At 70.2% G+C, this 26,760-nt stretch carries 23 protein-coding genes, 1 tRNA gene and 1 pseudogene; 16 read left to right on the forward strand and 9 right to left on the reverse strand.

The features are described from left to right. Positions 1-20 precede the first annotated feature (20 nt). The 6 genes from NF557_RS07035 to NF557_RS07060 all read right to left on the reverse strand — a co-directional run bounded on the left by NF557_RS07035 (position 21) and on the right by NF557_RS07060 (position 8,563). Positions 21-116, reverse strand: a tRNA-Sec gene (locus NF557_RS07035). Between the two features lie 25 nt (positions 117-141). After that, entirely contained in the window at positions 142-1,506 is a 1,365-nt protein-coding gene (locus NF557_RS07040; protein ID WP_252623012.1) for an L-lactate MFS transporter, read from the reverse strand. A gap of 55 nt (positions 1,507-1,561) precedes the next feature. After that, on the reverse strand, positions 1,562-2,737 hold the full coding sequence (gene nrfD / locus NF557_RS07045) for an NrfD/PsrC family molybdoenzyme membrane anchor subunit (protein WP_252623014.1): 1,176 nt from the start codon (positions 2,735-2,737) through the stop codon (positions 1,562-1,564). Beyond that, positions 2,734-3,933: a 4Fe-4S dicluster domain-containing protein gene (locus tag NF557_RS07050; protein ID WP_252623016.1), complete on the reverse strand. Its 1,200-nt coding sequence runs from the start codon at positions 3,931-3,933 to the stop codon at positions 2,734-2,736. The genes nrfD and NF557_RS07050 overlap by 4 nt, the downstream gene beginning before the upstream one ends. Continuing rightward, the gene (gene fdh / locus NF557_RS07055) at positions 3,933-7,349 is read right to left on the reverse strand and encodes a formate dehydrogenase (RefSeq protein WP_252623018.1); all 3,417 of its coding nucleotides are present in this window, start codon (positions 7,347-7,349) and stop codon (positions 3,933-3,935) included. The genes NF557_RS07050 and fdh overlap by 1 nt, the downstream gene beginning before the upstream one ends. Before the next feature lie 179 nt (positions 7,350-7,528). Then, a complete protein-coding gene (locus tag NF557_RS07060; protein ID WP_252623020.1) occupies positions 7,529-8,563 on the reverse strand; it encodes a Gfo/Idh/MocA family protein in 1,035 nt (344 codons plus the stop codon). Positions 8,564-8,612: 49 nt separating this feature from the next. Between NF557_RS07060 and NF557_RS07065 the strand changes: the two are divergent. The 12 genes and pseudogenes from NF557_RS07065 to NF557_RS07120 all read left to right on the forward strand — a co-directional run bounded on the left by NF557_RS07065 (position 8,613) and on the right by NF557_RS07120 (position 20,957). Continuing rightward, a pseudogene (locus NF557_RS07065) lies at positions 8,613-9,177 on the forward strand (gamma carbonic anhydrase family protein). A gap of 106 nt (positions 9,178-9,283) precedes the next feature. Further along, positions 9,284-10,057, forward strand: coding sequence for an inositol monophosphatase family protein (locus NF557_RS07070; protein ID WP_252623028.1), 774 nt, complete (start codon positions 9,284-9,286; stop codon positions 10,055-10,057). Positions 10,058-10,339: 282 nt separating this feature from the next. Next, the gene (locus tag NF557_RS07075) at positions 10,340-11,596 is read left to right on the forward strand and encodes a substrate-binding domain-containing protein (protein WP_252623030.1); all 1,257 of its coding nucleotides are present in this window, start codon (positions 10,340-10,342) and stop codon (positions 11,594-11,596) included. Next, positions 11,593-12,387, forward strand: coding sequence for an ABC transporter ATP-binding protein (locus NF557_RS07080; RefSeq protein ID WP_370584144.1), 795 nt, complete (start codon positions 11,593-11,595; stop codon positions 12,385-12,387). The genes NF557_RS07075 and NF557_RS07080 overlap by 4 nt, the downstream gene beginning before the upstream one ends. Next, positions 12,384-13,163 carry an ABC transporter ATP-binding protein gene (locus NF557_RS07085; protein WP_252623032.1) on the forward strand — a complete coding sequence of 260 codons (780 nt, stop codon included), beginning with the start codon at positions 12,384-12,386 and terminating at the stop codon, positions 13,161-13,163. The genes NF557_RS07080 and NF557_RS07085 overlap by 4 nt, the downstream gene beginning before the upstream one ends. Further along, positions 13,160-14,038: a branched-chain amino acid ABC transporter permease gene (locus NF557_RS07090; RefSeq protein ID WP_252623034.1), complete on the forward strand. Its 879-nt coding sequence runs from the start codon at positions 13,160-13,162 to the stop codon at positions 14,036-14,038. The genes NF557_RS07085 and NF557_RS07090 overlap by 4 nt, the downstream gene beginning before the upstream one ends. After that, positions 14,035-15,204, forward strand: a complete 1,170-nt coding sequence (locus NF557_RS07095; protein WP_252623036.1) for a branched-chain amino acid ABC transporter permease — start codon at positions 14,035-14,037, stop codon at positions 15,202-15,204. The genes NF557_RS07090 and NF557_RS07095 overlap by 4 nt, the downstream gene beginning before the upstream one ends. After that, positions 15,201-16,865: a class I adenylate-forming enzyme family protein gene (locus NF557_RS07100; protein WP_252623037.1), complete on the forward strand. Its 1,665-nt coding sequence runs from the start codon at positions 15,201-15,203 to the stop codon at positions 16,863-16,865. Before NF557_RS07095 ends, NF557_RS07100 begins: the two co-directional genes overlap by 4 nt. 29 nt (positions 16,866-16,894) lie before the next feature. Then, complete coding sequence (locus tag NF557_RS07105) at positions 16,895-17,506, forward strand: TetR/AcrR family transcriptional regulator (protein WP_252623039.1); 612 nt, start codon at positions 16,895-16,897, stop codon at positions 17,504-17,506. Continuing rightward, entirely contained in the window at positions 17,503-18,237 is a 735-nt protein-coding gene (locus NF557_RS07110; RefSeq protein WP_252623040.1) for a 3-hydroxybutyrate dehydrogenase, read from the forward strand. Before NF557_RS07105 ends, NF557_RS07110 begins: the two co-directional genes overlap by 4 nt. Beyond that, positions 18,234-19,166 carry an alpha/beta fold hydrolase gene (locus NF557_RS07115; protein WP_252623042.1) on the forward strand — a complete coding sequence of 311 codons (933 nt, stop codon included), beginning with the start codon at positions 18,234-18,236 and terminating at the stop codon, positions 19,164-19,166. The genes NF557_RS07110 and NF557_RS07115 overlap by 4 nt, the downstream gene beginning before the upstream one ends. A gap of 84 nt (positions 19,167-19,250) precedes the next feature. After that, on the forward strand, positions 19,251-20,957 hold the full coding sequence (locus NF557_RS07120; protein WP_252623044.1) for a glycoside hydrolase family 15 protein: 1,707 nt from the start codon (positions 19,251-19,253) through the stop codon (positions 20,955-20,957). A 78-nt stretch (positions 20,958-21,035) separates the two neighbouring features. Here NF557_RS07120 and NF557_RS07125 read toward each other — a convergent pair whose 3' ends face one another. The 3 genes from NF557_RS07125 to NF557_RS07135 form a co-directional block, all read right to left on the reverse strand. Further along, positions 21,036-21,536 (reverse strand): ASCH domain-containing protein, encoded by a 501-nt coding sequence (locus NF557_RS07125; protein WP_252623046.1) that lies wholly within the window; start codon positions 21,534-21,536, stop codon positions 21,036-21,038. 83 nt (positions 21,537-21,619) lie between these two features. Next, positions 21,620-21,988, reverse strand: a complete 369-nt coding sequence (locus NF557_RS07130; protein WP_252623047.1) for a DUF2304 domain-containing protein — start codon at positions 21,986-21,988, stop codon at positions 21,620-21,622. 10 nt (positions 21,989-21,998) lie between these two features. Next, positions 21,999-22,694, reverse strand: coding sequence for a glycosyltransferase family 2 protein (locus tag NF557_RS07135; protein ID WP_252623049.1), 696 nt, complete (start codon positions 22,692-22,694; stop codon positions 21,999-22,001). On the opposite strand from NF557_RS07135, the gene NF557_RS07140 reads away from it, so the two are divergent. The 4 genes from NF557_RS07140 (at position 22,693) to NF557_RS07155 (ending at position 26,747) form a co-directional block, all read left to right on the forward strand. Then, complete coding sequence (locus tag NF557_RS07140) at positions 22,693-23,337, forward strand: acyltransferase (RefSeq protein ID WP_252623051.1); 645 nt, start codon at positions 22,693-22,695, stop codon at positions 23,335-23,337. The genes NF557_RS07135 and NF557_RS07140 overlap by 2 nt on opposite strands. Positions 23,338-23,410: 73 nt before the next feature. Continuing rightward, complete coding sequence (locus NF557_RS07145; RefSeq protein WP_252623053.1) at positions 23,411-24,526, forward strand: DegT/DnrJ/EryC1/StrS family aminotransferase; 1,116 nt, start codon at positions 23,411-23,413, stop codon at positions 24,524-24,526. Positions 24,527-24,594: 68 nt separating this feature from the next. Further along, positions 24,595-25,566 carry a Gfo/Idh/MocA family protein gene (locus NF557_RS07150; RefSeq protein WP_252623998.1) on the forward strand — a complete coding sequence of 324 codons (972 nt, stop codon included), beginning with the start codon at positions 24,595-24,597 and terminating at the stop codon, positions 25,564-25,566. Next, the gene (locus NF557_RS07155; protein ID WP_252623055.1) at positions 25,563-26,747 is read left to right on the forward strand and encodes a glycosyltransferase family 4 protein; all 1,185 of its coding nucleotides are present in this window, start codon (positions 25,563-25,565) and stop codon (positions 26,745-26,747) included. The genes NF557_RS07150 and NF557_RS07155 overlap by 4 nt, the downstream gene beginning before the upstream one ends. Positions 26,748-26,760: the final 13 nt, after the last annotated feature.

Consider the following 26,760-nt stretch of genomic DNA (forward strand, 5'->3'; position numbering starts at 1 on the left):
GGACCCTCCGGCAGACGTGTTGGCGGAGGCGGACGGGAATCGAACCCGCCAGACCGAGATGCTCGGCCTCACCGGTGTTGAAGACCGGGGGGCCCACCAGGAACCCAGACGCCTCCGCCCGGCAGCCTACCGGCCGACGAGCTAGGCGGCGGCTGCCGTGCGGTCTGGGTGCTTCGGGGGGCGGGTGATGAACGGCAGGATCGCTCCGGCCAGGGCGAGGATGCCGACGACGGTGTAGCCGAGGACGTAGGCACCGTCCTCGCCGACCAGCCACGAGATCAGCATCGGGCCGATGATGCCGCCGATGGACCAGCCGAGCAGCATCAGGCCATAGATCGCACCGGCGTGCCGCACCCCGAAGAAGTCCCCCGCGGTGGACGGCATCGTGCCGAACGCACCGCCGTAGCAGGTGTAGATCACGGCCGCGAGGATGTAGAACAGCGCGACGTTGCCGGCGTGGGGGATCGCCAGCAGCGCCACGCCCTGGATGACGAGGATGCCCAGGAAGGCCGGCATCCGCCCGATCTTGTCGGAGATGCCGGCCCACAGGATGCGGCCACCACCGTTGAACAGGCCCATGATGCCCACCAGGGTCGCCGCACCCGCGGCGGTGAAGCCGGCCACGTCGGTGGCCGTGTCCGCTGCGATCGAGATCAGCGAGATGCCAGCGCTGACCGAGATGGTCAGGATCAGGGTCAGCAGATACCACTGCGGCGTGCTGAGGGCTTCCTTGGGGGTGAAGTCGTGACCCGCGGCGTTGTGCGCGGGGGCTGGCTTCGCGTCGTCCGTGACCACCGCGTCCGCTGCCGCCTCGGTCGCCGTGTCTTCAGCTTCCACTGCTGCTGCCGGGGCCGCAGAACCCGGGACGGTGTAGCCCTCCGGCGGGTCGCGGAAGACCGACGCACCGAGGACTCCGGCCACGAGGTAGGCGACGCCGAGCCAGAGGAACACCTTGGTCGGATACTGCTGGTAGTCCTCGCTGCCGGCGATCATCTGCTGGGCCAGCGGTGAGGTGATGACCGCACCGAAGCCGAACCCACCGACGGCGATGCCCGTAATGAGGCCGCGCTTGTCCGGGAACCACTTCTGCAGCATCGCGATCGGCACGATGTAGGCCAGGCCGAGACCGAAGCCGCCGAGCACGCCGTAGCCCAGGATGAGCATCCACAGGTCGGAGCCGTCGCGCGTGAAGCTGGCCAGCATGATGCCCAGTGAATAGATCGTGACGCCGACGAGCGCCACGATGCGAGGTCCGCGCTTGTCCTGGGCCCGCCCACCCAGGAAGCTGCCGACGAAGATCATGCCGATGGCGACGGTGAACGGCAGCGTGGCCTGCACCGGGGTGAGCTCGATGGCCGATGGGTCAGCCTGGATCGCCTTGCTGAACGTGCTCCAGGCATAGACTGCGCCGATCGCGAGCTGCACGAGCACCCCGCCTGCGAGGATGAGCCATCGATTGCCACCGCGGGTGGCCGTGCGGGCAGAGACGTCGGGTGCTGCGGACATGCGTTCTCCTCCTGGTGAGGGGGGACGGGGTCAGCTGACTAGTGGTGCAGTGACGTCACCGGACCGTCACGATGCTGTCGTGGACGGTGCCGGCCGCCCGGCGCTCCTCGAGGCGACGCTTCTGTGGACCGACGGTGTATTTCGGGTCCTTGGCAGAGACCATCCCCGCATCAACCAGGCCGAAACGGGTCAGGGCAGAGGCACCAGCCAGGGCCAGGCCGGAGGCGACGGCCACCACCCGGCTGCGTCCGGCGGCCAGCGTGCCCAGGCCGCCCGCGATCGTCAGGGCCTTGGCGAGGCGCAGCTTGGCGCCCCCGTCACCGGTGCGGAGCGGCTCGTCGAGATCCTGCCGTGTGAGGTGCTCCTCCAGGCGGTGCATGGCCACGAGGTCGGCCACGACCCCCAGGAGGGCGAAGCGGCGTGCAGGGCCGGTCTGCTCGGTCGGGGTGAGGACCATCTGCACCCCGGCCGAGGCCAGGGCGGCCGACCCGACGAAGACGAAGGGCAGCTGGCGCCGGGACTCGAACCAGACGGGTGTCACCGTGTCGGAGAGCAGGACCGCGGTGTAGGCCGCCAGCGGCGGCGCGAAGAAGGCCTGGCCGACGGAGGCCGGTGCGTCGACCACATCGAGCGCCCGGGTCAGGACGCCGACCACTCCACGCTCCGGGAGCGGCAGCAGGCGGGCCACCTCGGACGCGGTCGTCACGCCCGCGAAGGCCGCGTAGCCGGACAGGATCCAGGTGCCGACCGACATGGGCGAGGTGAGCTTGACCGTGCGCATCATGTTGAGGAAGCGCTCGGGACGGCCCAGGTCCGCCACCAGGAAGGCGCCGCTGAGGGCGACCCCCGTCATCGCGGTGAGCCGACTGTTGCGGCGCAGCAGCTCTCGTCCGGTGGCTGCGGCACCGGAGGCGATGAGACCGGAGCCGGCCGCGATGCCACCGACAAAGAGATAGGCGGGGATCTTGTAGTCCCACGGGACGGGCTTGATGACGGCCCGTCCGTAGTAGCTGGAGAACTCGGCGTCGGGGACGGCGGGCGCCTCGCGTCGGCCGCCACCGTCGCGCTTGAGCCAGTTCGTGCCGCCCCGTGCTGCGCCACGGCCGCCCTTGGCGACACCCCGGGCCGCGTCGGAGACCGCACCGGTCACGGCACCGCGCACGCCACTGCGGCGCCGACGTCGGCCACCCTCCTCAGGCGGTCGATAGCTGTCGAAGGGGGAGGTGGTCACCGCCGGCCTCCCAGGAACGCAGCGGCGGCAGCAGCCAGCAGACCGGTGCCCGCCCAGCCGGCCACGCGGAACATCTCGGGCAGCTTAAAGGTCGCACACACGGGGTCCGGCGGGAGCCCATAGACCTCGGGCTCGTCGAGCAGCAGGAAGACCGACCCGGTCCCACCGACCCCGTCGTCATCGTTGGCGCCATAGAGCCGGGCCTCGGTGAAGCCCTGCTCGTGGAGCTGGGCGACGCGATCCTGCGCGGCCGTCACCATGTCCTCGCGGGCGCCGAACTGGATCGAGGTCGTCGGGCAGGTCTGTGCGCAGGCGGGAGTCTGGTCGTGGCTGAGGCGGTCGTAGCAGAGCGTGCACTTCTGTGCGACACCAACATCGGGGACGTGCCCGTCACCGCGCACGGAGACCGCGTCGTCGCTGCGCCGCTCGATGACCCCGAACGGGCAGGCCCCGACGCAGTAGCCGCAGCCGTTGCAGATGTCGGCCTGGACCACGACGGTGCCGTGCTCGCTGCGGAACAGTGCGCCCGTCGGGCAGACGTCCAGACAGCCGGCATGGGTGCAGTGCTTGCAGACGTCGGAGGCCATCAGCCAGCGGAACTCCGGCAGCGGCCCGACCATCGGGGTCCCGTCCACCGTGGTCCCCAGCCCACCACCCGCGGAGAGGGGGTCGGCCCCGTTGTCGACGGCCTCCTTCTCGGTGAGCATGTCGCCGAGGCTGGGACCACCGTGCTCCGGCGGAGCCGGCAACGTGCCGTAGCCCGCCGGCGTGCCTCCCCCCGAATTTTGGTAGGGGTTTCGTAGGTCCTCCCCGTCTTTTGATAGGGGTTTCGCAGACGCTGAACCCGCCACCCCCGGTGCCTGGGAGGGAGAACCGACTGTCGGCATACCCAGATCGACCAGGCGCTGACCGGACTCCCGCGCAGCCTCGATGCGGTCCTTGCTCTGCTCCACGAAGGCGACGTGGCGCCAGGTGCTGGCGCCCAGGTCTCCGGTGTTGTCGTAGGAGTTGCCGGTGAGGTCCAGGCTCCCGTCCATCGGCAGGGCGTTCCACTCCTTACACGCCACCTCGCAGGCCTTGCAGCCGATGCAGATCGAGGTGTCGGTGAAGAAACCCTTGCGCGACGGTGGCTCCTCCCACCCGGCGTCCAGGGCGGGGTCGGTGCGTCCGGCGAGTTGGCGGGCGAGGTATCCCACTATTGGTCTCCATCCACGTCGGGGGGCGGGGTGTCGCCGCCGGCGACGGAGTCCCGTCGCGCCTGGACCTCGGTCGACACGTCTGAGAGCCGCTGGCTGCTGGTCTCGGCGGTGGAGCCCGACCGCGACTGGTATTCGGCCACCAGCCGCAGCAGTGCCTCGCCGCGGGGGCGACGACCGGGCTGGATGTCGCACGAGCCCACCTTGGACTCCTGGATCTGGACGTTGGGGTCGAGCACGATGCCGAGCAGGTCGTTGGCGCCGTCGCCCTCGACCACGGCGTCACCGCCGACGCCCCAGTGGTAGGGCAACCCGATCTGGTGGACCGTGTGCCCCTTGATCGTCAGCGGGGTCATCCGCTCGGTGACCAGCACCCGGGCCTCGATCGCGCTGCGCGCGGAGACGATCGTGGCCCACTCACCGTTGACCAGACCGCGCTCTGCCGCCAGCTCGGGCGAGACCTCGCAGAACATCTCCGGCTGCAGCTCGGACAGGTAGGGCAGCCACCGGCTCATGCCGCCCGCCGTGTGGTGCTCGGTCAACCGGTAGGTCGTGAAGACATAGGGGTAGACCTCCGACCCGGGCTCGGTGCCCGACGGCGCCCACAGATTGTCCTTGCGCGGGTAGATCAGCCGGCTCGGGTTGCTCTGCTGCGGATAGAGCGGGTTGGGGACCGGCGACTCGTGTGCCTCGTAGTGGGTGGGCAGCGGGCCGTCGACCATGCCCTTGGGCGCAAAGAGCCAGCCCTTGCCGTCAGCCTGCATGATGAACGGGTCGTCGCCGGCCAGCGCTGCAGGTCCGCCCACATCAGGGTCCGGCCGGAACGAGGGGTCCCGGTCGAGCGGGAAGTCCGGGACGTCCTTGCCGACCCACTTGCGCTGGTCCTCGTCCCACCAGACATACTTCTTGCGCTCGCTCCACGGCTTGCCCTGCGGGTCTGCGGAAGCGCGGTTGTAGAGGATCCGGCGGTTCATCGGCCAGGCCCAGCCCCACTCGGCAGCGACCTCGTCCTGCTCCGAGCCGGGCACCCGCTTGTCCGAGCGGTTGACCCCGCCGGCAAAGACACCGGTGTAGATCCAGCACCCACCGGAGGTCGACCCGTCGGCCTTCATGTCGGCGAACTTGTCGAGCAGCTGCCCCGCGCGCTCACCGGTCAGGTGATAGCCGTTGATCTCCTTCAGGACGGCCTCACCGTCGGGCTCGCCGTGCTCGTCGACGGGGTAGTCCCACGTCAGGTCGAGAAGTGGGCGGTCGCGCTCGTCGGTCGAGCCCGCCAGGCGCTCGCGCAGGCGGTTGCCCAGGTCGTAGAAGAACTCCAGCTCGCTGCGGGCGTCACCCGGTGGCTGCACCGCCTGGTGGCGCCATTGGAGCATCCGCTGGGTCTGGGTGAAGGTGCCCGACTTTTCCACGTGGTTGGCCGCGGGGAAGAAGAAGACCTCGGTGTCGATGTCTTCGGTGCGCAGCTCGCCCGTCGCGATCTCGGGGGAGTCCTTCCAGAAGGTTGCGGTCTCGATGAGCTGGAAGTCGCGCACCACGACCCACTTCAGGTGGGTCAACGCCATCCGCTGCATCTTGCCGTGGGCCGACCCCACCGCAGGGTTCTGGCCCAGGACGAAGTAGCCCTCGACCTCGTCATCCAGCATCGCCATGGCCGTCTGGTAGGTGCCGTGCGCGCCGGTCAGCTTGGGCAGGTAGTCGAAGCAGAAGTCGTTCTCCGGCGTGGCCGCATCGCCCCACCAGGCCTTGAGCAGGCTGGCGGTGTAGGCGTCGGCCTCGGTCCAGAAGCCCTTCTGCAGCGGCGAGGAGATCGTGGACAGGTAGTCCTGCAGGTTGTCGTGCTCGCCCGCCATCGGCATCGGCAGGTAGCCCGGCAGGATGTTGAACAACGTCGGGATGTCGGTCGAGCCCTGGATGCTGGCGTGGCCGCGCAGGGCCATGATCCCGCCGCCGGGACGGCCCATGTTGCCCATCAACAGCTGGAGTATGGCGGCAGTCCGGATGAACTGTGCGCCCAGGCTGTGCTGGGTCCAGCCGAGGGCATAGGCGAAGCAGGTCGTCCGCTCCCGCCCGGAGTTCTCGGTCAGCGCGCGGGCCACCTCGTCGAACAGCGCGACGGGGATGCCGCAGACCTCCTCCACCATCTCGGGGGTGTAGCGCGAGTAGTGGCGCTTGAGGATCTGGAAGACCGAGCGTGGGTGCTGCAGCGTCTCGTCGCGCACCACGTTGGCGTGCTCCAGCGCCGCACCGGCGGCGCCGAGCTCGTGCCCGGCGGCGCGGGAACGCTTGCTGGCACCGTGCTCGTCGTCACCGTCCGGCTCCTCGATCTTGCCGTCCGTGGAGTCACCACCCTCGCCCGCCGGACCACCGGCCCCTGGTGAGGAGCCCTCGGGGTCTCGGCGCTCGGCATACGACCATGAAGAGGTGTCGTAGGTGCCGGTCTCGGGGTCGAACCCGGAGAAGATGCCGCCCAGGTCCTCGGTGTCGACGAAGTCTTCGTTGATGAGGGTGGCGGCGTTGGTGTAGGCGACGACGTAGTCGTGGAAGTAGAGGTCCTTGCTCAGCACGTGGTTGATCAGGGCACCCAGCAGCACGACGTCCGTGCCGGCGCGCAGCGGGACGTGCGTGTCAGCGATCGCCGAGGTGCGGGTGAAGCGCGGGTCGATGTGGATGATCCGCGCGCCCTTGGCCTTGGCCTCCGAGACCCACTGGAACCCGACCGGGTGGCACTCGGCCATGTTGGAGCCCTGGATGATGACGCAGTCGGCATTGGCCATGTCCTGCAGGGACTGGGTGGCGCCACCACGACCGAACGAGGATCCCAGACTGGGAACCGTGGAGCTGTGTCATATGCGTGCCTGGTTCTCGATCTGGATCGCCCCGGAAGCCGTGTAGAGCTTCTTCATCAGATAGTTTTCCTCGTTGTCGAGGGTGGCTCCCCCGAGCGAGGCGATGCCCATCGTGCGGCGCACGCGACGGCCCTTGTCGTCGAGCTCCTGCCACTTGTTCTTGCGGGCCTCGAGATAGCGGTCTGCCACCATGTCCATGGCCTTGTCGAGCTCGATCCGCTGGAACTCGGTCCCGCCGGGGGCGCGATAGAGCACGTGGGTCTGGCGGGTGGGGGAGTTGACGAGCTGCTCGCTGGCCGCACCCTTGGGGCACAGCCGCCCGCGGCTGATCGGCGAGTCCGGGTCACCCTCGATCTGGACGACCTTCTCGTCCTTGACGAAGACCTTCTGGCCACAGCCGACGGCGCAGTAGGGGCACACACTCTGGACGACACGGTCCGCGGTCGTGGTGCGCGCCTCGACCTCTCGGGTGCGCCGGGAGGTCACAGCCGCCCCCCGTCCCAGGAAGTCGCCGGTGGCCAGCTGTCGCAGCACTGGCCAGCCGAGGAAGGTTCCATCCTTGGGCGCCATCGTCGTTCCTCTCACGCCGTCGTGTGATGAGCATCACCGTAACCTCTCTGCGATGGATCGGCACCCCGGCACAGTGCGGGCGCGTCTCGTCACTCCACAGAGTCGCGGGTGGTGTTCCGAACCACCCCACATCGCGCGGGCAGTGTCCCGAACCACGCCAGGAATGGAGGTGGGTTGGATCACTCGCCGGGGAAGGTGACGCCGAGCTGGCGGCGGATCTCGTCGGTCGTGGCGAGGATGCTGATCGTCTCGTCCAGCGGCAGGAGCGGGGAGTCAGTGGCACCGTCGGCGACGAGCTGGGCAAGGTGGGCCGCCTGATAGACCAGCCCCTCGTGGCCCAGGATCGACCCCGGGTCCGCGGTCAGGACACGTCGCCCCCCATCCGCGCTGGTGAGTGTCAGGGGGACGGGGGTGTAGAAGTCCGCCGGCAGGTCCACGCGCGCGAGGTCCCCCGTCACCCGCGCCGTGTTGTGGGTGCGCTCCCGAAGCGTCGTGGTCAGCGTGGCCTGCGCCGCGCCGACGCGCAGCACCGCGGTGACCTGCTCGTCGACCCCTGATGTGGTCAGGCTGCCGGTGGCCGTCACCTCCTGCGGCGGGCCCAGCACCAGCGAGGCGAACGACACGGGATAGATGCCGAGATCGAGCAGGGCCCCACCGGCCAGACGCGGGTCGTGCAGGCGCTGGGCGTCGTCCGGCCCGATGAGCTGCCCGTGGTCGGCGGTGAGGGAGGAGACCTCGCCCAGGGCTCCGTCGGACAGCAGCTGGCGCAGCACATCGGCACCCGGCAGGAAGCGGCTCCACATCGCCTCGAGCACCACGACCCCGGCGGCGCGGGCGGCGTCGGCGACCTCGCGCGCGTCCGAGGCGTTGCGGGTGAACGCCTTCTCGACGAGGACGTGCTTGCCGGCGGCGATCGCCAGGAGAGCCTGCGCGTGGTGGTGCGAGTGGGGAGTGGCGACATAGACGACGTCGACGTCCGGGTCCGCGACGAGCTCCTCATAGCTGGAGTGCACGCGCGTGACGTCGAACTCGGCGGCAAACTGGTCGGCGCGCTCTCGCGACCGGGAACCGACGGCGACAACCTGTTGTCTGGAGTGCTTCTGCAGCGCGCCGGCCAGGACGTGGGCGATCGTGCCGGGGCCGAGGACGCCCCAGCGCAGGGGTGGCGCGAGCGCGGGGTCCGGGACGCGGCTGCTCGGCAGGGAGGTGATCACCGGCTCACGCTAGCGGCTGCGCCCTGACCGGTCGATAGGATCACGCGCCATGACGCACAAGCAGACGAGCACTGGTCCGACTACGCCGTCGGCGGGGCTGGTCCTGCCCCTCGGGGACCGGGTGCCCCAGGTCCACCCCGAGGCATGGCTGGCCCCGCTGAGCGTGGTGTCCGGCAGCGTCACGATCGGCGCGGGGACCAGCATCTGGTATGGCGCATCCGTGCGGGGCGATGCCGAGCAGATCCGGCTGGGGGAGCGGTCCAACCTGCAGGACAACGCCGTCATCCACGCCGACCTTCCCCGCCGTGATCGGGGACGACGTCTCCGTCGGGCACGCCGCCGTGCTGCACGGCTGCACGGTCGGGGACGGCACCATCATCGGGATGGGCTCGGTGGTGCTCAACGGTGCAGTGATCGGAGCCGGCTCGATGGTCGCGGCCGGGGCCGTGGTGCTCGAGGGCACGCAGGTGCCGCCCGGCTCGCTGGTCGCCGGTGTCCCGGCCAAGGTCCGGCGCGAGCTGACCGAGGCTGAGCGCGCCGGGATGCGAGAGGGCATCGGGCACTACCCCGGGCTGGCAGCGCTGCACCGCAGCTCTCTGTCGCCCTCCGACTGAGGGAGCGCACGTCGTCCGCCTGCCTGACGGTGGCTGCCGGCACACCCCACGGCACACCCCACGGGGCGGTCGCGGGTCTGCCCGTGCCGACGGCTAGGTTGAGGGCGTGGATACGGACGGGGTGCTCGCGCTGCTGCAAGAGGTGGCCGAAGAGGTCATCAACCCCCGCTTCCGGGCGCTGCGTGAGGGCCAGGTCATCGAGAAGAAGCCGGGCGACCTGGTCACCGTGGCCGACCGCGAGGCCGAACTGCTGATCACCGCCCGGCTCCGGGAGGCCTACCCTGACGCGGTCGTCCTCGGGGAGGAGCACTACGAGGCCAACCCCCGGGTGCTCGAAGAGTTTGCCGCGGCCGAGCATGCCTTCACGGTCGACCCGATCGACGGCACCAAGAACTTCGTCAACGGCTCGACGGACCACGGCGTGATGGTCGCGGAGATCCGGGGGCCAGACGTCGTCCGGAGCTGGATCTGGCAGCCGCAGCACGAGCTGGCCTACGTCGCCGAGCGTGGCGCGGGGGCCTTCCGCAACGGTGAGCGGCTCACTCGTCCGCCGGTCGCCGACGATCAGCCGCCGCGCGGAGTGACCTCGCACCGCAAGTGGATCGGGACGAGCCTGGGGGAGCTGCCGCCGCTGGAGCTGACGTGGGTCTGCTGCGCGGTGGACTATCCGATGCTGGTGCGGGGTGCGACGGACTACATCGTCTACAAGGGGCGCCAACCCTGGGACCATGCGCCCGGGTCCCTGCTGCTCACCGAGGCCGGGGCCTATCTCGGCGACTTCGACGGGCAGCCGTATGACGCCCGCACCCGTCCCGCGGGCGGCCTCCTGGGCGCGGCCGACGAGGAACTTTTCGACCGCATCCGGCCCCTCCTGCCCTAGCCGGTGCGCCGGGTGCGTCGGTACGCCCCGGCTGCAGAGTGCAGGTGCACGCTCCAGCCGACGACACGCCGGGCGGGATCGGCCCCACAGTGCAGGTGCACGCTCCAGCCGGCGACACGCCGGGCGGGACCGCCAGGGCGCTGACCTGCGGAGATGACGTCGTGACCACATCGTGACCCGCCGTTGCGTTGACTTCGGCAAGTCAGCCGGATACCTTTCATCCGAAACCTGAATCACCTTTCAGGTTGAGTTCACCCACAGCAGTCAACAAAGGAGTGCTCGATGTCCCGCTCGTCCCTCATGGCCCTATCGGTGGCCGCGGTCTTGGCGCTGGCAGCGTGCGCCCCGTCTGCCGACGACACCGACTCAACCGACGACAACAACGACAACAACGCCAGCGACACCAACGACAGCGCCGACGGCACCGCTGGCGCTGAGGAGCAGGGTGGCGGCGACCCCTACCAGGTCGGCATCATCTACTCCGAGACCGGCCCGCTGGCCGCCTACGGTGCGCAGTACAAGGAGGGCCTCGAGGCCGGCATCGCCTTCGCCACCGACGGCTCCGGCGCGATTGACGGCCGCGACATCGAGATCACCTACCGCGACGACACGGGTGTCCCGGACACCGCGGTGGCCGCGGCCAAGGACCTGATCGGTCAGGACTACCAGATCCTCGGCGGCACCATCGTCTCCGGCATCGCCCTCGCGCTGGCCGAGCAGGCCGAGCAGAACGAGATCCTCTACATCTCCGGTCCCGCCGCCGTCGACGGCATCACCGGCGTCAACGACTACACCTTCCGCTCCGGCCGGCAGAGCCTGCAGGACGTCGCCGCCGCCGGTGCCTTCCTGGAGGGTGACGCCAACAAGGTCGTCGTCTTCGCCCAGGACACCGCTTTCGGTCAGGGCAACCTGGCTGCCGTCGAGGCCGTCCTCGGCGGTCAGGGTGCCGAGGTCAGCAGTGTCCTCGTGCCCGAGGACGCCACCGAGTTCACCCCCTTCGCGGCCCAGCTGCTCGAGGCCGACCCGGACATGATCTTCGTCGCCTGGGCGGGCGCCACCTCCGGCAGCATGTGGGAGGCACTGCAGCAGCAGGAGGTCTTTGACGTCGCCCCGGTCGTGACCGGCCTGGGTGACTCGGTCACCTTCGACGCCTACGGTCCGGTCGCTGAGAACATCAGCTTCCTGAACCACTACTTCCCCGGTGCCCCGGACAACGAGATCAACACCGCGATGGTCGAGGCCGTCGAGGAGGCCGGGGGCACCCCCGACCTGTTCACGCCGGACGGCTTCGTGGCCGGCCAGATGATCGTGCACGCCCTGACCGAGGGCGACGGCGAGGTCAACGCCATGATCGACGCGCTCGAGGGCTGGACCTTCCAGGGTCCCAAGGGTGACTACGAGATCCGCGCCAGCGACCACGCCCTGATCCAGGACATGTACACCGCCAAGCTCGTGGCGGACGGCGACTCCTGGATGCCGGAGCTCATCTCGGTCGTCCCGGCTGCCGATGTCGCACCGCCGGAGGCGTCCGGGAAGTGACGACCCCACAGCCCCACTCCAGCGCGGGAGCGGCCACCGCCGCTCCCGCGTTGGAGGTCCGGGACCTGTCGCTGCGCATCGGCGGCGCACAGATCCTGGAAGACATCAGCTTCACCGTCCCGACCGGCCAGATCGTCGGCGTCATCGGCCCCAACGGTGCCGGCAAGACGACGCTGTTCAACCTGATCTCCGGCGTGATGACCCCGAGCACCGGCAGCGTCCTGCTGGGCGGGCGTGAGGTCACGAACCGATCCGTCACCCAGCGCGCGGTCGCCGGGCTCGGTCGCACCTTCCAGACCTCGTCGATCTTCCCCGCGCTGTCGGTGGAGGAGAACGTGCGCCTGGCGGCTCAGGTCACCGAGGGCGGTGCCATCTCCGTGTTCACCTTCCCCCGCCGCGGGGACAGAGCCAGCGCCCGCGCCCGTGAGCTGCTGCACGAGGTCGGTCTCGGAGCGCGACTGGCGCACCGGGCCGGCGACCTCCCGCACGGCGACAAGCGCAAGCTGGAGATCGCCATGCTGCTCGCCACGGATCCGTCGGTCGTGCTCCTGGACGAGCCGATGGCCGGCGTCGCCTCCGGTGACGTCGCCGGGCTGACTGAGGTCATCCGCAGGCTGCACACGGACTACGGCTGCACCGTCCTGATGGTGGAGCACCACATGGAGGTCCTGCTCGGTCTGGTCGAGCGGGTCGCAGTCCTCCATTTCGGACACCTGCTCGCGCTGGACACCCCGGAGGCCGTGATGGCCGACCCGACTGTCCAGAGCGCCTACCTGGGAGAGCCTGTATGACGACCGCTGCCGTGCCCGACCCCGGATCCGGTCCGGCGTCGGTCACCTCCGCCGAGGTCCCCGACCCTGTCCTGTCCGTCCGCGGACTGCAGGCCCACGTGGCCGGCCAGCAGGTCGTCGAGCACGTCGACCTCGATGTCGCCGCGACCGGGGTGACCGCACTGCTGGGCCGCAACGGGGTCGGCAAGACCTCGACGATCAAGGCGATCATGGGCCTGATCGGCCGCTCCGGCGCGATCACCCTCGACGGTCGCGACATCGCCGCCCTGCCGACCCACAAGGTCGCCCTGCTGGGAGTCGGCTATGTCCCCGAGGACCGTGAGGTCTTCTCCGCCCTGAGCGTCAGCGAGAACCTCCGCATCGCCGAGCGCAAGGGTCACGACCACCGCTACGACCTGATCTATGAGCTCTTCCCCGAGCTCAAGGAGCGCGCCAACCAGGCTGCCGGCACCCTGTCCGGTGGCCAGCAGCAGATGGTGTCGCTCGCGCGTGCCCTGCTCAACGACAACCGGGTCCTGCTGGTCGACGAGCCGACCAAGGGCCTGGCGCCGCGCCTGGTCCAGGACGTGGGCCGGGTGCTCGCCCGCGCCGCCGAGGCCGTCCCGGTCCTGCTGGTCGAGCAGAACCTGCAGGTGGTGCGCGATCTGGCGGACCACGCTGTCGTCCTGACCGGTGGCCGAAGCGTCCATCACGGACCCGCCGCCGAGTTCCTCAACAACCCCGACCTGACGCAACGCCTGCTGGGCGTCAGCACCGGATCGGAGGGAGCAGCATGAGCACCGTCATCCTCCTCGCGATCACCGGCGTCGGCCTGGGCGCGATCTATTTCCTCGTCGCCTCCGGACTGTCCCTGATCTATGGCCTGATGGGCGTGCTGAACTTCGCCCACGGAGTCTTCCTGTCCCTCGGCGGTCTGCTCGGCCTGGAGGTCGCGCTGCGCCTGGGCGCCGCCACCTGGACCGGGTTCGCGGTCTCGCTGCTCGTGGGTGCCCTCGCCGGCGCCGTGTTCGCCGCGGCGACCGAGCGGATCCTGGTGCAGAAGCTCTACAACCGCCACATCGAGCAGGTGCTGGTCACCGTCGGTCTGGCCCTGGCGGCGGTCGCGCTCTTCGACGGCATCTGGGGCACCGACCCGCGCTTCCCGCGGGCTCCTGCCTGGCTCGGTGAGACCACCTCGATCGGCGGCGCCAACGTCCCGAACCGGGTCTTCGTGGCGATCATCGCCGCGGCGGTCGTGCTGGCCGCGATCGTGCTCTTCCTCAAGTACACGCGCTACGGCATGATCATCCGCGCGGGCGTGGAGAACCGTGCGATGGTCACCGCCCTGGGCATCGACGTGCGCACCGCGTTCACCCTCGTGTTCACCATCGGTGGTGCCGCCGCCGGCATGGGTGGCGTGCTCGCCTCGCACCACTTCGGCTATGTCTCACCGATGCTCGGACAGACCCTGCTGATCTTTGCCTTCATCGTCACCGTCATCGGTGGCCTGGGGTCGCTGATCGGCGCCGCGGTCGCCTCCGTGCTGGTGGCACTGCTCCAGCAGTTCGCCAACTTCTATCTGGGCGGCACCGGCGACTTCGCCGTGGTCATCCTGCTGGCAGTGGTGCTGCTCACCCGACCCTCCGGCCTCATGGGGAGGAAGGCACTATGACCGCCGTCGACACTCAGCGTCCCGAAGGGGACCAGATCGTCCGGGACCAGCAGCCGAGCACCGATCTGCGGGCCCGGCTGACCGGACTCATCGTGCCGGTCGGGCTCGTGGTGCTGCTGGCGTGCCTGCCGCTGCTGAACCTCTCGGTGCCCGGCGTGCTGCCGGGTGCGACCTACACCCCGGGGACGCTGCACATGCTGGCCCTGGCGATGGTGATGGCCGGCCTGGCCCTCTCCTACCACCTGCTCTTCGGCGTGGCCGGCCTGCTCTCCTTCGGGCACGCGCTCTATTTCGGGCTCGGCGCCTACGGCGTGGGCATCGTCATGGAGAAGCTCGAGCTCGGCATCGTGCCGTCGGCGATCCTGATCATCGTGGCCGGGATCGTCATCTCCACCCTGCTCGGAGCGGTCTCGCTCCAGGTCACCGGCATCCCCTTCGCGATGGTCACCCTGGCCTTCGCCCAGGCGGGCTTCGTGCTGGTGCGCAAGGACCCCGGTCGCCTCACCGGTGGCGAGGAGGGCATGCGGCTGCCGACCGACTACGTCCCTGACTGGCTGGTGGGCGTCGCCGACACGCGCAACCTCTACTGGGTGGCCCTCGCAGCACTCGTCGTCGCCTTCGTCGTGGTGACCTGGGTGCAGCGCAGCCGCGCGGGCCACGTCGCCGAGGCCGTGCGCGAGAACGAGCTGCGGGTGCAGGTCCTGGGCATGCGTCCCTTCCTGGTCAAGCTGGCGATCTTCGTGGCGGCCTCGGTCATCGCGATGGGCATGGGCATGGTGCACCTGCTGCTCAACTCGGGTGCGGTGCCCCACATCCTCAGTGCCGAGCTGACCATCTCGCTGCTGCTGATGGTGGTGCTGGGCGGCGTCGGCTCGCGCTGGGGTGCGGTCGCCGGTGCGTTCGTCTATGTCATCCTCAGCCAGCGCCTGGCGGTGCTGGCGCAGTCGCCGACCATCAGCGACCTGCCGGCCGTCCTGCGGATCCCGCTGTCGGAGCCGATGTTCATCCTGGGCGCGATCTTCGTGCTCGTCGTGATGTTCCTGCCGGGCGGTCTCGCCGGACTGGGGCGGCGGGTGCAGGCACTGTTCTCACGCAGGGCAGCCGCCGACCTCAAGGACGACAACCGCACGCCGGAGGACCTGGTGGAGGAGGATCAGACACCATGACCCCCGGCGAGCTCGGCCCCCAGGGCTCAGCGCAGACCTCCAGGCCCAGCGCCCAGGGTGCCCACACCCTGGGCCGCTGGCCGACCGACCGCGCCCGGTTGCACCCGGACCGCACGGCGATCGTGGACCGGGGTGTCGAGCTGACCTATCAGGGCCTGGACCAGCGCGCTGAGGCGCTGGCCAGGGACCTGGTGCGGGCCGGCTATCGCCGGGGCGACCGGGTTGCCACCCTCGTGGGCAACAGCGCCGAGCACGTGATCACCTTCTTCGCCTGCGCGCGCACCGGCCTGGTGCTCGTGCCGCTGTCGTGGCGGCTGACAGCCACGGAGCTGGCCGACCAGCTCACCCAGTGCGACCCGGCGCTCCTGCTGGTCGAGGAGATGACCGAGACCCTCGCCCGAGGTGCTCTCTCGCGCGTCGCGGCCCTCGTGCCCACGGCCCACATCGGGCAGGTGGGCGTGGAGGCGCCGGTGCCGACTCCCTGGCACAGCGACTCCAGCGGAGTCCTGCTGCGCGAGGCCGGCCCGGTGCGTGACGACGACCCGCTGCTGATGGCCTTCACCTCCGGCAGCTCGGCCCGGCCCAAGGCGGCCGTGCTGACCCACGCCAGCTGCTTCTGGACCAACCTGTCGCTCTCGCGCACCGTGGAGCTCGACGAGACCGACATCGTGCTGAGCGTCCTGCCGCAGTTCCACGTCGGCGGCTGGAACATCCAGCCCCTGCTGGCCTGGTGGACCGGCGCGACCGTGGTGCTGGAGCGCTCCTTCGACCCCGGTCGCGCCCTGTGCCTGATCGCCGAGCACCGGGTCACCACCATGATGGGTGTCCCCACGCACTATGCCCGGCTCGCCGAGCACCCCAACTTCGAGCGGACCGACCTCAGCGCGTTGCGCAGCGCCGTGGTCGGGGGAGCGCCGATGCCGGCGCCGCTGCTGCGGATCTTCCACGCCCACGGCGTGGCTCTCACCCAGGGTTATGGTCTGACCGAGGCCGGCCCCAACGTGCTGTGCGTCCCGCCGCGGGAGGCCGGTGAACGGGTCGGCTGGGCCGGCGTGCCCTACCCCCACGTCGAGGTCCAGCTGGTCGACACGGTGACCGGCGAGCCGCTCGAGGGGCCGGCCACGGGCGAGCTGCTGGTGCGCGGTCCGGGCATGTTCGCCGGCTACTTCCGCGACGAGGCCGCCACCGCGGCCATCTGGCGCAACGGCTGGCTGGCCACGGGCGATGTCGCCACGCGGGACGAGGCGGGCTACCTCAAGATCGTGGACCGACTGCGCAACATCTTCATCTCTGGCGGTGAGAACGTCGCCCCGGCCGAGGTGGAGGCGACGCTGCTGACGCACCCTGCCGTCGCGGACGCTGCCGTCGTCGGCGTGCCTGACGACCGGTGGGGTGAGCACGGCGTCGCCCTGGTTATCCGGCGTGCCGGCGTGGTCACCGACCAGGCGGAGCTGATCGAGCACTGCCGCGACCGCCTGGCCGCGTTCAAGGTGCCGGCCGCGGTCCACTTCGTGACCGAGCTGCCCTACAACACGATGGGCAAGGTCTCCCGGCAGGCGGCCCTGGAGCTGGCGCTGCGCACCGAGGAGGCCGGCGCTGACCGCCGCACCACTCGCCCGGACACGACCGGCCGGCACACGGCATACAGAGGTCTGTCATGAGCGCGCCGGGGTCCGTGCGACCTGATCGCATGGCTCGCACGCCGCGCGGTGCCCGCACCCGCGCCAAGCTGCTCGAGGCCGCCGAGCACGTCTTCGCCACCGTCGGCTACCACGACGCCTCGATCGTCAAGATCACCGAGGAGGCCAAGGTCGCGCTGGGCACCTTCTACACCCATTTCGAGGGCAAGAAGGAGATCTTCGACGAGGTCGTCCTGGACCTGTCCCACCGCGTCCGGCTGACGATGAGCGAGGCCTCCACCGGCGTCGCGGACCGCATCGAGGCCGAGCGGGCCGGCTTCCGGGCCTTCTTCGGCTTCACGGCGCAGCACCCCGCGCTCTATCGCATCATCCGCCAGGCCGAGTTCGTCTCGCCCGAGTCGATGCGCAAGCACTACGACAACATCGTCGACGGGTATGCCGCGGGGCTGAGCTCGGCGCGCGCGGCGGGGGAGATCCGGCCGGTCGACCCGGTGGTCTCGGCCTGGGCCCTGATGGGTGCCGGTGAGCTGATCGGCATGCGCTGGATCCTGTGGGAGAACGCGGACCAGATCCCCGAGCACGTCTTCGAGGGACTGATGGACCTGATCGCGGGGGCCCTGGCCCCGACAGACACGACACCACACGAAGGGAGCGCCCCATGAGGCGCAAGGCACTGGTCACCGGCGGGGCGAGCGGCATCGGGGCCGCCATCGCCGAGCGGTTCGCCGCCGACGGCATGCACGTGGTGGTGGCCGATCGGGACGCCGGGGCCGCTGAGGCGCTGGCGTCGTCGATCGGTGGCGAGGCGTGGGTCGTCGACCTGGCGGACACCGCCACCCTGGAGCAGACCCGGCTCGACTGTGACGTGCTGGTCAACAACGCCGGCATCCAGCGGGTCGCCCCGATCCACGAGTTCGCACCCGAGGACTTCCGGCTGATCCAGCGGTTGATGCTCGAGTCACCCTTCCTGCTGGTCCGCGCCGCACTGCCGCACATGTATGAGCGCGGCTGGGGCCGCATCATCAACGTCTCCTCGGCGCACGGGCTGCGCGCCTCGGAGTTCAAGGTGGCCTATGTGTCGGCCAAGCACGGGCTCGAGGGACTGTCCAAGGTGACTGCTCTCGAGGGCGCGCCCCACGGTGTGACGTCCAACTGCATCAACCCCGGCTATGTCCGGACTCCGTTGGTGGAGAAGCAGATTGCCGACCAGGCGAGCACCCACGGCATCCCCGAGGACGAGGTCATCGAGAAGATCATGCTGACCCGCTCGGCGATCAAGGAGCTGATCGAGCCCCAGGACGTCGGCGCCCTGGCCAGCTTCCTGGCCAGCGACAGCGCCGGCATGGTGACGGGCAGCAGCTATGTGATGGACGGCGGGTGGACGGCCCAGTGACCGCCACCGAACTCTCTGCCTCGCTGGCGACCGTCGTCGGCGAGCGCTATCGCCCCCTGGACGTGCCCGTGCGTGGTGGGACGATGCGGGTCGCCGTGTGGGAGCCGCGCAGCGGTGACCCGCAGGCCCCGACCATCGTCGCCGTGCACGGGATCACCTCCTCCCACGTCGCGTGGGCGCTGGTCGCGCAGGCGCTGCCGGACGTGCGGATCGTCGCCCCGGACCTGCGCGGTCGCGGTGGCTCACGCGACCTGCCGGCGCCCTACGGCATGCCCAGCCACGCCGACGACGTCGCGACCGTCCTGGACTTCCTGGACGTCGAGCAGGCCGTTGCCGTCGGGCACTCCATGGGCGCCTTCGTCTCCCTGGTGCTGGCCCACCGGCACCCGGAGAAGGTCAGCTCGCTGGTCCTCGTCGATGGCGGTATGCCGTTGCTCCCGCCTCCCGGCGTCGCACCGGAGGACCTGGCCTCGGCCGTCCTGGGGCCCGCCGCAGAGCGGCTGGAGATGACCTTCCCGGACCTGGCGGCATACGAGGAGATCTGGCGCAACCACCCGGCGTTCAGCGAGTGGGTCGACCTGACGACCGCCTATGTGGACTATGACCTGGTGCCCGCTGAGGGCGGTGCCTTCCGCCCGGCCACCCGCGTCGAGGCGCTCCACGAGGACATCCGCGAGCTGGTGGACGGCGACTCGCTGTTGACGGCCCTGTCCAACCTGCGGCACCCGACCTCCTGGCTGGTCGCCCCGCGGGGTCTGATGGATGAGGTGCCGCCGCTCTATCCGGACAGTGCGCGAGAGCACTGGGTCGCGGCGCACCCCGAGGTGCGCATGGTGGCGGTCGAGGACGTCAACCACTACACGATCGTGATGCTGCAGCGCGGCGTCGACCAGGTGATCCCGCTGGTCCGCGAGGCCCTCGCGCGCTGATGGTGCGCAGGGACGTTGCCCGGGTCTGGTGACGATCAGATCACGATTGACGGTGCTGTCCCGTCCCGGACGTAGTGTGCACTCGTGACATCCCGTGGCTGGCCCGCGCGGGTGGTGGTCGCGGCGGCTCTCGGGTGGTTCCTGGCACTGACGGTGCTGCCACCGCGCGGAGGGCCGGTGCCGGCCCTGACCCGCGTCTTCGACCCTGATCTCGACTTCCTGCTGTGGCCCTGGGAGTGGGCCCAGGCAGACCCGCGACTGGTGCCCATCCTGCTGATGGCCCTCGTGGGCGCGCTGCTGGTGCGGGCTCCCCGATGGCTGGCCGTCGTGCCAGTGGTGCCGGTCGTGGTCGAGGCCTGGCAGTTCCTGGTGCCGGGACTGGGGCAGGTCGCCTCGGCCCGCGATGTGGCGCACGCGTGGATCGGGCTCGCGACCGGTGCACTCGTCGGCGCGGTGCTCTGGGCCTCGGCGCGTCTCGTCGACCGGCTGGTGAGGCGTTCGAGCCAGAAGCGGGCTGCCGGCGCGGTCCGGAGCGCCGCGCGGGCGCGTCGCACAGCCCTGGCCGCCGGGCTCACCGCGGTCCTGCTGCTGGGTGCCTCGAGCGTCTGGCCCCGCGCCGACGGGGAAGCCGTCGCCGCCGGGCCGACGGTTGGACCCCAGGGTGCGCTGCTGGGTGCCGAGTTCCACGGTGCAGAGGTCCACGGTGCTCAGGTCCACGGTGCAGGGGGGCACACCGCGGGACCGGGCGCGGCGGCGACGGAGTGGCTGAGGGCCGGTGGGCTGCCGGGTGAGGGCACGGCATACGAGCACATGGCCGAGGTCGCGCTGTGGGACCTCTATCTGCTCACCCGTGACCCGTTGCCACCGGCCGGTCCAGGGGCCCGGTGGGACTACTTCTGGCCGCGGGACGGGGCCTTCGTGGCCGTGGCCCTGCTGCGGACCGGGCACGCTGCTGACGCGGTCGCCATCCTGGAGCAGCAGAGCCAGCTCTATCTGGACCCGCTCTATGGGTTTGATGCTCGCTATCTCCTCGACGGGCAGCGGGTCATCGACGACCCACGCGGTGCCCAGGTGGACGGGTGCGGCTGGGTGCTGTGGGCGATCCATGAGGTCACCCGGACCACCGATGTGCCGAAGGGGGTCGCCGGGCTGCGCGACAGGTGCACCGAGCAGGTCCTCCGGGCGACCGGTGGGGGCACGCGACTGCCCGCGCCCAGTCCCGACTACTGGGAGCGCGCCACCTTTGACCGCCTGCTCGGGGCCAGCGCACCGCTGCTGCTCGGGCTCGACTCCGCGGCTGCCGACTACCGCGCGGGCGGAGAGGCGGAGCGGGCCGAGTCACTGCTCAAGGCGGCCGAGTCGTTCAGGGCCGAGGTCGCCAGCTCCTTCGGGCCGACGTTCTCCCGGACCACCCGTGGTGGTGGCGGCCTGGACGCGGCGACCGCGATGCTCATGCCGCCCTTCAGCGCGGACCCGCTGCCCGGCGTCCGCGAGGCATGGGAGGGCTACCAGGAGGGGGCGTCACGCCCGGGGGGTGGCCTGGCGCCCGGCACGGACTGGAAGCAGGACGGGGTCTCCTGGACTCCAGAGGTGGCGTTGGTCGCCCTCACCGCCGCCGCTGACGCTCAGACGGGGGTCGCGACGGCCTGGCTGGACTGGCTGGACGCCCATCGCGCGCCGTGGGGATCACTGCCGGAGAAGATCGGCCCGGACGGCACACCCGGTGGCTCGGCGCCCCTGGGCTGGACGAGTTCCCTGGTGCTGCTCACGCTGGTGGAACTGGGTCTGTAGCGCCGCCTTCGCGAGCACGGCCCTCGTCCGCACGCCCCTCGGTCCGCACGACCCTCGCTCGGTCCGCACGCCCCCGGGCTAGGAGTCCGCGGTGTCCGCAGCGTGCAGGACGATGAACTCCTCGAGCACGACGGGCATGTCGTCGGTGACGGGGGCCCCGCCGCCCGACTTCTCGAAGAAGGCGCGGTGCACCTCGCGCCAGTGCTCCAGGCTGAGATCGCCCTCACCCTCCGCCTCCGCGTGCGCCGCGCCCACCTCGGCGAAGGGCACCGTGCGCACCTGGGTCGTCTGGACCAGTGCACGGGGGTGGCCTGCGCCATCGGTGATGATCGACAGGTCGCCGTCGGTCGGCACGACGTCGTCGCCGTCGGAGTAGTCCCGCAGGGCCGAGGACGTCGCGGTCTTGGTGCCGGCCAGCACCAGCGCCAGCAGTTCGTCGGCCTCCTCAGGGCTGGCGCCAAAGGACCAGACCGGGGGCGCGAGGGTCTCGCGGGCGTTGACCCCGAGATAGCCGGGCACCCGGTTGACCTTGGCCCGCAGGCGGGCGTCATCCCAGAAGGACTGGATCTCGTCGCTCATCGCTTGACCCTATCGGTGCGCCATCGCCCGCAGCGGGACCGGCACGCGTGGTCAGTGCTGGTCGCCGTCAGTGCTGGTCGTGGTCAGCGTTGGTCGCGCTCCTGCGGCGCGGACCGCAGGGCGAGCTCGCGCGCCAGGATCGTGTTCTGCGCCTCCAGCTGGCGCATCCGCCGATAGCTGGCGGCGACATAGCCCAGGAACGTGATCGTCAGGCCATAGAGCAGCAGGTCCGCGCCACGACCGACCCCGACCGCGCGGGCGACCTGCGTGAGCAGCGGGGGGAACACCACGGCCATGGCAGCGAGGACGACGAAGCCGACCAGCAGGAGGCGACGGACGGCCTGATGGCTGGCGCCGGCGGTGGACCGGGTCAGCAGCACCGTGACGCCGACGATCGCGACGAGCAGGATGACCTTGATGATCATCTGGTCGAGCAGGGGTTGGTCCAGCATCGGTGCGTCCTCACTTCACGATCGTGTCGATCAGGATGTTGATCGAGTTCATCAACGACTGACCCTTCTTGCGGGAGTAGTCCGTATAAAGAATGTGCACCGGGTGCTCGACCCACGGCAACCTGGTCCGGGCGAGCTGGAGCACGATCTCGGTGGCGTGGGCCATCCGGTTCTGCTCGAGCCGCAGACTCTGGGCGGCGTCGCGCCGGATGACGCGCAGCCCGTTGTGCGCATCGGACAGGCGCAGGCCGGTCTGCTGGTTGGTGATCCAGACGGCACCCCACAGGATGATCCGCCGCAGGAAGCCGGGCTTGGTCCGTTTGTCCAGGAACCGGGAGCCGAAGACGATGGCCACGTCCTCGTCCCTGGCCCGCTGGACCATCTGGGCCGCCTCCTGCACCTGGTGCTGGCCGTCGGCGTCGAACGTGACGACATACGCCGCGTCGGTGGCCTGCAGGACATAGCTGATGCCGGTCTGCAGGGCTGCTCCCTGCCCGAGGTTGAACGGGTGGGTGACCACGACCGCCCCCGCCCGGCGAGCCTCGACCGCCGAGCCGTCCGTGGAGGCGTCGTCCACGCACACGATGTGCGGGAACGTGCCGAGTGCCCCGGCGACGACCTCCGCGATCACGGTCGCCTCGTTGAACAGGGGTATGACGAGCCACGCGTCCTGGACAGGTCCAGCGACCGGGGGCGTTAGGCTCATGTCTGCATTGTCTCCCACGCCAGGACCAACACCTTGGAGGACGCCGGTGGCGACCCGCATTGTCGACAGCGCAGAGGTCTCGGACGACGCCACCATCGGTGACGGCACCTCGGTCTGGCACCTCGCGCAGGTCCGGGAGGGAGCGGTCCTCGGGCAGGGCTGCATCATCGGGCGAGGCGCCTACATCGGCACGGGGGTGCGACTGGGCGACCACTGCAAGGTGCAGAACTACGCCCTGGTCTATGAGCCGGCGGTGCTGGCGGACGGTGTGTTTATCGGCCCGGCCGTGGTGCTGACCAACGACACGTTTCCCCGGGCCATCAACCCGGACGGCAGCCTCAAGAGTGCCGACGATTGGGAGCCGGTCGGGGTCACGATCGGGCGCGGCGCCTCCATCGGCGCGCGTTCCGTGTGCGTCGCGCCAGTCACGATCGGGGCCTGGGCGACTGTCGCGGCCGGTGCCGTGGTGACCAAGGACGTGCCCGACCACGCCCTCGTGGCGGGGGTCCCGGCTCGGCGCATCGGCTGGGTCGGCGAGGCCGGCCACCCGCTGCGCGAGGATGGTCCCGGCCGGTGGTCCTGTCCGGTGAGCGGCACGGCATACGAAGAGCATGAGCAGACCCTGCGGAAGGTGGAGCTATGAGGTGCGACAGGACCAGCGAGGACACGAGCTTGCGAGGCCCGGAGCGGGCCGCGGAGCACCGGAAGGTGGAACTATGAGTGAACTGGCGATGATCCCGGCGGCGAGGCCGATTATTGGTGATGAGGAGCGGGCGGCTGTTGATCGGGTGATGCGTTCGGGGATGGTGGCGCAGGGTCCGGAGGTGGCGGCGTTTGAGGAGGAGTTCGCGGCGCAGCTGGTGGGTGGGCGCACGTGTGTGGCGGTGAACTCGGGGACGTCGGGGTTGCATCTGGGGTTGTTGGCGGCGGGGATCGGTCTTGGGGATGAGGTGATCGTGCCGTCGTTCACGTTTGCGGCGACGGCGAACTCGGTGGCGTTGACGGGGGCGACGCCGGTGTTTGCGGACATTGAGGCGGACACGTTCAACTTGGACCCGGTCAGTGTGCGGGCTGCGGTGACGGATGCGACGGCGGCGATCATGCCGGTGCATCTGTATGGTCACCCGGCGGACCTGGCTGGTCTGCAGGGGGTCGCGGACGAGGCGGGGTTGCAGCTGTTTGAGGACGCGGCGCAGGCGCACGGGGCGCGGTATGCCGGTGCGCCGGTGGGTTCGTTCGGCACGTTTGGAATGTTCAGTTTGTATCCGACGAAGAACATGACCTCGGGTGAGGGGGGCATGGTGGCGTGTGAGGATGAGGAGATCGCCCGGGGGGTGCGGTTGTTGCGCAACCAGGGGATGGAGAAGCAGTACGAGAACGAGCTGGTGGGGTTGAACAACCGGATGACGGATATCCACGCGGCGATCGGGCGGGTGCAGCTGACCAAGGTGGAGGCGTGGACGGCGGCGCGGCAGGCCAACGCGGCGTGGTTGGACGCGAACCTGTCCGGGGTGGTGGTGCCGCCGGTGCGGGCGGGGTGCACGCACGTGTATCACCAGTACACGGTGCGGTTGGAGGGCGCGAGCGGGGCTGAGCGGGACGCGGTGGTGGCGGCGTTGCGTGAGGAGCACAAGGTGGGGTGTGGGGTGTACTACCCGATCCCGAACCATGAGCTGGTGTCGTTGGCGCGGTTCGCCCCGGAGCATGAGCTGCCGGTGACGGCGCGGGCGGCGGCTGAGGTGATCAGCCTGCCGGTGCACCCGTCGCTGAGCCAGGAGGACCTGGAGCGGATCGCGGCCGCCGTCACCACGGTTGTGGGGGCGGGTTCCTGATGGGCGCGTGGGGTGGCACCGATGGTGGCCCGTCGGGTGCGGTGGTCCCGGAGGGGCAGCCGATCCGGATGGGGTTGATCGGGTTGGGCGCGATGGGGCGCCACCATGCGCGGGTGATCCGTGAGGTGGAGGGGATGGAGCTGGTCGCGGTTGCTGATGCGCAGGGCGATAAGCACGGGGTGGCCCGTGAGCTGGAGGTGTTGCCGGATGTGGCGGCGTTGATCGGTGAGGGGATCGACGCGGCGATGGTGGCGGTGCCGACGTATCTGCATGAGCAGGTGGCGTTGGAGCTGGCCGGCGCGGGGGTGCACGCGATGATCGAGAAGCCGATCGCGGCGACGGTGGCCGAGGGGGAGGCGGTCGCGGCGGCGTTTGCGGACGCTGGCCTGGTGGGGTGTGTGGGTTATGTCGAGCGGTGCAACCCGGCGCTGTTGGAGATGCGGCACCGGATCGAGGCCGGTGAGCTGGGGGATGTTTATCAGATCACCACCTCGCGGCAGGGGCCGTTCCCGGCGCGGATCGCGGATGTGGGGGTGGTGAAGGACCTGGCGACTCATGATGTGGATCTGACGTCCTGGATCGCGCAGTCGCCCTATGCGATGGTCAGCGCGCAGGTCACGCACCGGTCGGGGCGTGAGCACGAGGACATGATGGTGGCCTCGGGGCGGTTGGCCAACGGGATCATCGTCAACCACATCGTGAACTGGCTCTCGCCGTTAAAGGTGCGTGAGACGGTCGCGACGGGGGAGAAGGGTTCGTTCGTGGCCAACACCCTCTCGGGGGACCTGACCTATGTGGCCAATGGTGATGTGCGTTCGGACTGGGACCGGGTCACCGTGTTCCGGGGCGTCTCCGAGGGCGACTCGATCCGCTATGCGATCGCCAAGCGGGAGCCCCTGCGGGTGGAGCAGGAGAACTTCCGGGATCGCTTGTGGGGCAGGGAGTCTGAGTCGGTCAGCATGTCCGAGGGCGTGCACGCGCTCAAGGTCGTCGAGGCGGTGCTCGAGTCCGCCGCCAGCGGCACGACCGTCGGGCTGTGACCTCGGCCCGGGTGGTGCTGGTCTCCCGGATCTTCGCGCCCGAGGCCGCTGCCGCGACGTTCCGGCTGACCGCGCTGGTGCGGGCTCTGGTCTCCCGTGGAGCAGCGGTGCAGGTGCTGACCAGCGCCCCGCCGCCGGGCCGTGCCGCTCAGGACCAGCTGGATGTGCCGGGTGCGGAGGTGGAGCGGGCGCCGGTGCTGCGTGACGCCAGCGGCTATGTGCGCGGCTATCTGCAGTATCTCTCGTTCGACGTGCCGGCCGCCGTGCGCCTGCTGGTGACTCGTCGACCGGATGTCGTGCTCGTGGAGCCGCCGCCGACCACGGGTGCGGTGGTGCGGGTCGTGACCGGGCTGCGGTCGTTCGTCGGCCAACCGGTTCCCTATGTCTACTACGCCGCGGACGTGTGGTCGGATGCGTCTGCGTCGGTCGGTGCACCGGGGGTCGTGGTGACCGTGCTGCGTGCCGTCGAGCGGTTTGCGCTGCGTGGCGCCGCTCAGGTGCTGGCCGTCTCCGAGGGCGTGGCGGACCGGGTGCGCGAGCTGGGCGCCGACCCGGTGACGGTGGTGCCCAACGGGATTGACACCGACGTCTTCAGTCCGCACGGTCCAGTGCCGGACCAGGCGCCCACCGTCCCGTTCCTGGTCTATGCGGGGACTGCCTCGGAGTGGCAGGGCGCCGAGATCTTCGCGGCGGCGATGCGCGAGGTGGCCGAGCGGGTACCGGGGGCGCGCCTGGTCTTCCTGGGACAGGGCAGCTCGTGGCCGACCCTGCACCGCATCGCGGGCGAGCTGCCAGCGGGCACCATCGAGCTGCGACCGCTGGTGCCACCGGAGGAGGCCGCGGCGTGGCAGCGCGCCGCAGCCGGCGCACTGGTCTCGATCAAGCCGGGACTGGGCTATGACTTCGCCTATCCCACCAAGGTGCTGGCCGCCCTCGCGTGTGGCACGCCGGTCGTCTATGCCGGCCCCGGGCCCGCGTCCGCCGACCTGCGGGAGGCCGGTCTGGGGGAGGCGGTGGAGTATGCCGTGGCTCCCGTCGCCGAGGCCATGGTCAGGATCCTGGACGCGCACCCGTCGCCGGATGCTGACCGAGCTCGCCGCGCGGCGTGGGTCCTGGCTCACCGATCCCTGGCCCGAACCGGGGCCGAGGCCGCCGCAGCAGTGCTCGCTGTCAGTGACTGACGGCATACTTCAG

The organism is Ornithinimicrobium cryptoxanthini (genome assembly GCF_023923205.1).
Taxonomy (GTDB): Bacteria; Actinomycetota; Actinomycetes; order Actinomycetales; family Dermatophilaceae; genus Ornithinicoccus; species Ornithinicoccus cryptoxanthini.

What these genes read in the sequence shown, in the direction of transcription:
- NF557_RS07040 (WP_252623012.1), bottom strand. Translation starts at nt 1,506, where the DNA reads ATGTCCGCAGCACCCGACGTCTCTGCCCGCACGGCCACCCGCGGTGGC.
- NF557_RS07075 (WP_252623030.1), top strand. Translation starts at nt 10,340, where the DNA reads ATGTCCCGCTCGTCCCTCATGGCCCTATCGGTGGCCGCGGTCTTGGCG.
- NF557_RS07085 (WP_252623032.1), top strand. Translation starts at nt 12,384, where the DNA reads ATGACGACCGCTGCCGTGCCCGACCCCGGATCCGGTCCGGCGTCGGTC.
- NF557_RS07090 (WP_252623034.1), top strand. Translation starts at nt 13,160, where the DNA reads ATGAGCACCGTCATCCTCCTCGCGATCACCGGCGTCGGCCTGGGCGCG.
- NF557_RS07095 (WP_252623036.1), top strand. Translation starts at nt 14,035, where the DNA reads ATGACCGCCGTCGACACTCAGCGTCCCGAAGGGGACCAGATCGTCCGG.
- NF557_RS07100 (WP_252623037.1), top strand. Translation starts at nt 15,201, where the DNA reads ATGACCCCCGGCGAGCTCGGCCCCCAGGGCTCAGCGCAGACCTCCAGG.
- NF557_RS07105 (WP_252623039.1), top strand. Translation starts at nt 16,895, where the DNA reads ATGGCTCGCACGCCGCGCGGTGCCCGCACCCGCGCCAAGCTGCTCGAG.
- NF557_RS07110 (WP_252623040.1), top strand. Translation starts at nt 17,503, where the DNA reads ATGAGGCGCAAGGCACTGGTCACCGGCGGGGCGAGCGGCATCGGGGCC.
- NF557_RS07125 (WP_252623046.1), bottom strand. Translation starts at nt 21,536, where the DNA reads ATGAGCGACGAGATCCAGTCCTTCTGGGATGACGCCCGCCTGCGGGCC.
- NF557_RS07130 (WP_252623047.1), bottom strand. Translation starts at nt 21,988, where the DNA reads ATGCTGGACCAACCCCTGCTCGACCAGATGATCATCAAGGTCATCCTG.
- NF557_RS07140 (WP_252623051.1), top strand. Translation starts at nt 22,693, where the DNA reads ATGTCTGCATTGTCTCCCACGCCAGGACCAACACCTTGGAGGACGCCG.
- NF557_RS07135 (WP_252623049.1), bottom strand. Translation starts at nt 22,694, where the DNA reads ATGAGCCTAACGCCCCCGGTCGCTGGACCTGTCCAGGACGCGTGGCTC.
- NF557_RS07145 (WP_252623053.1), top strand. Translation starts at nt 23,411, where the DNA reads ATGAGTGAACTGGCGATGATCCCGGCGGCGAGGCCGATTATTGGTGAT.
- NF557_RS07150 (WP_252623998.1), top strand. Translation starts at nt 24,595, where the DNA reads ATGGGGTTGATCGGGTTGGGCGCGATGGGGCGCCACCATGCGCGGGTG.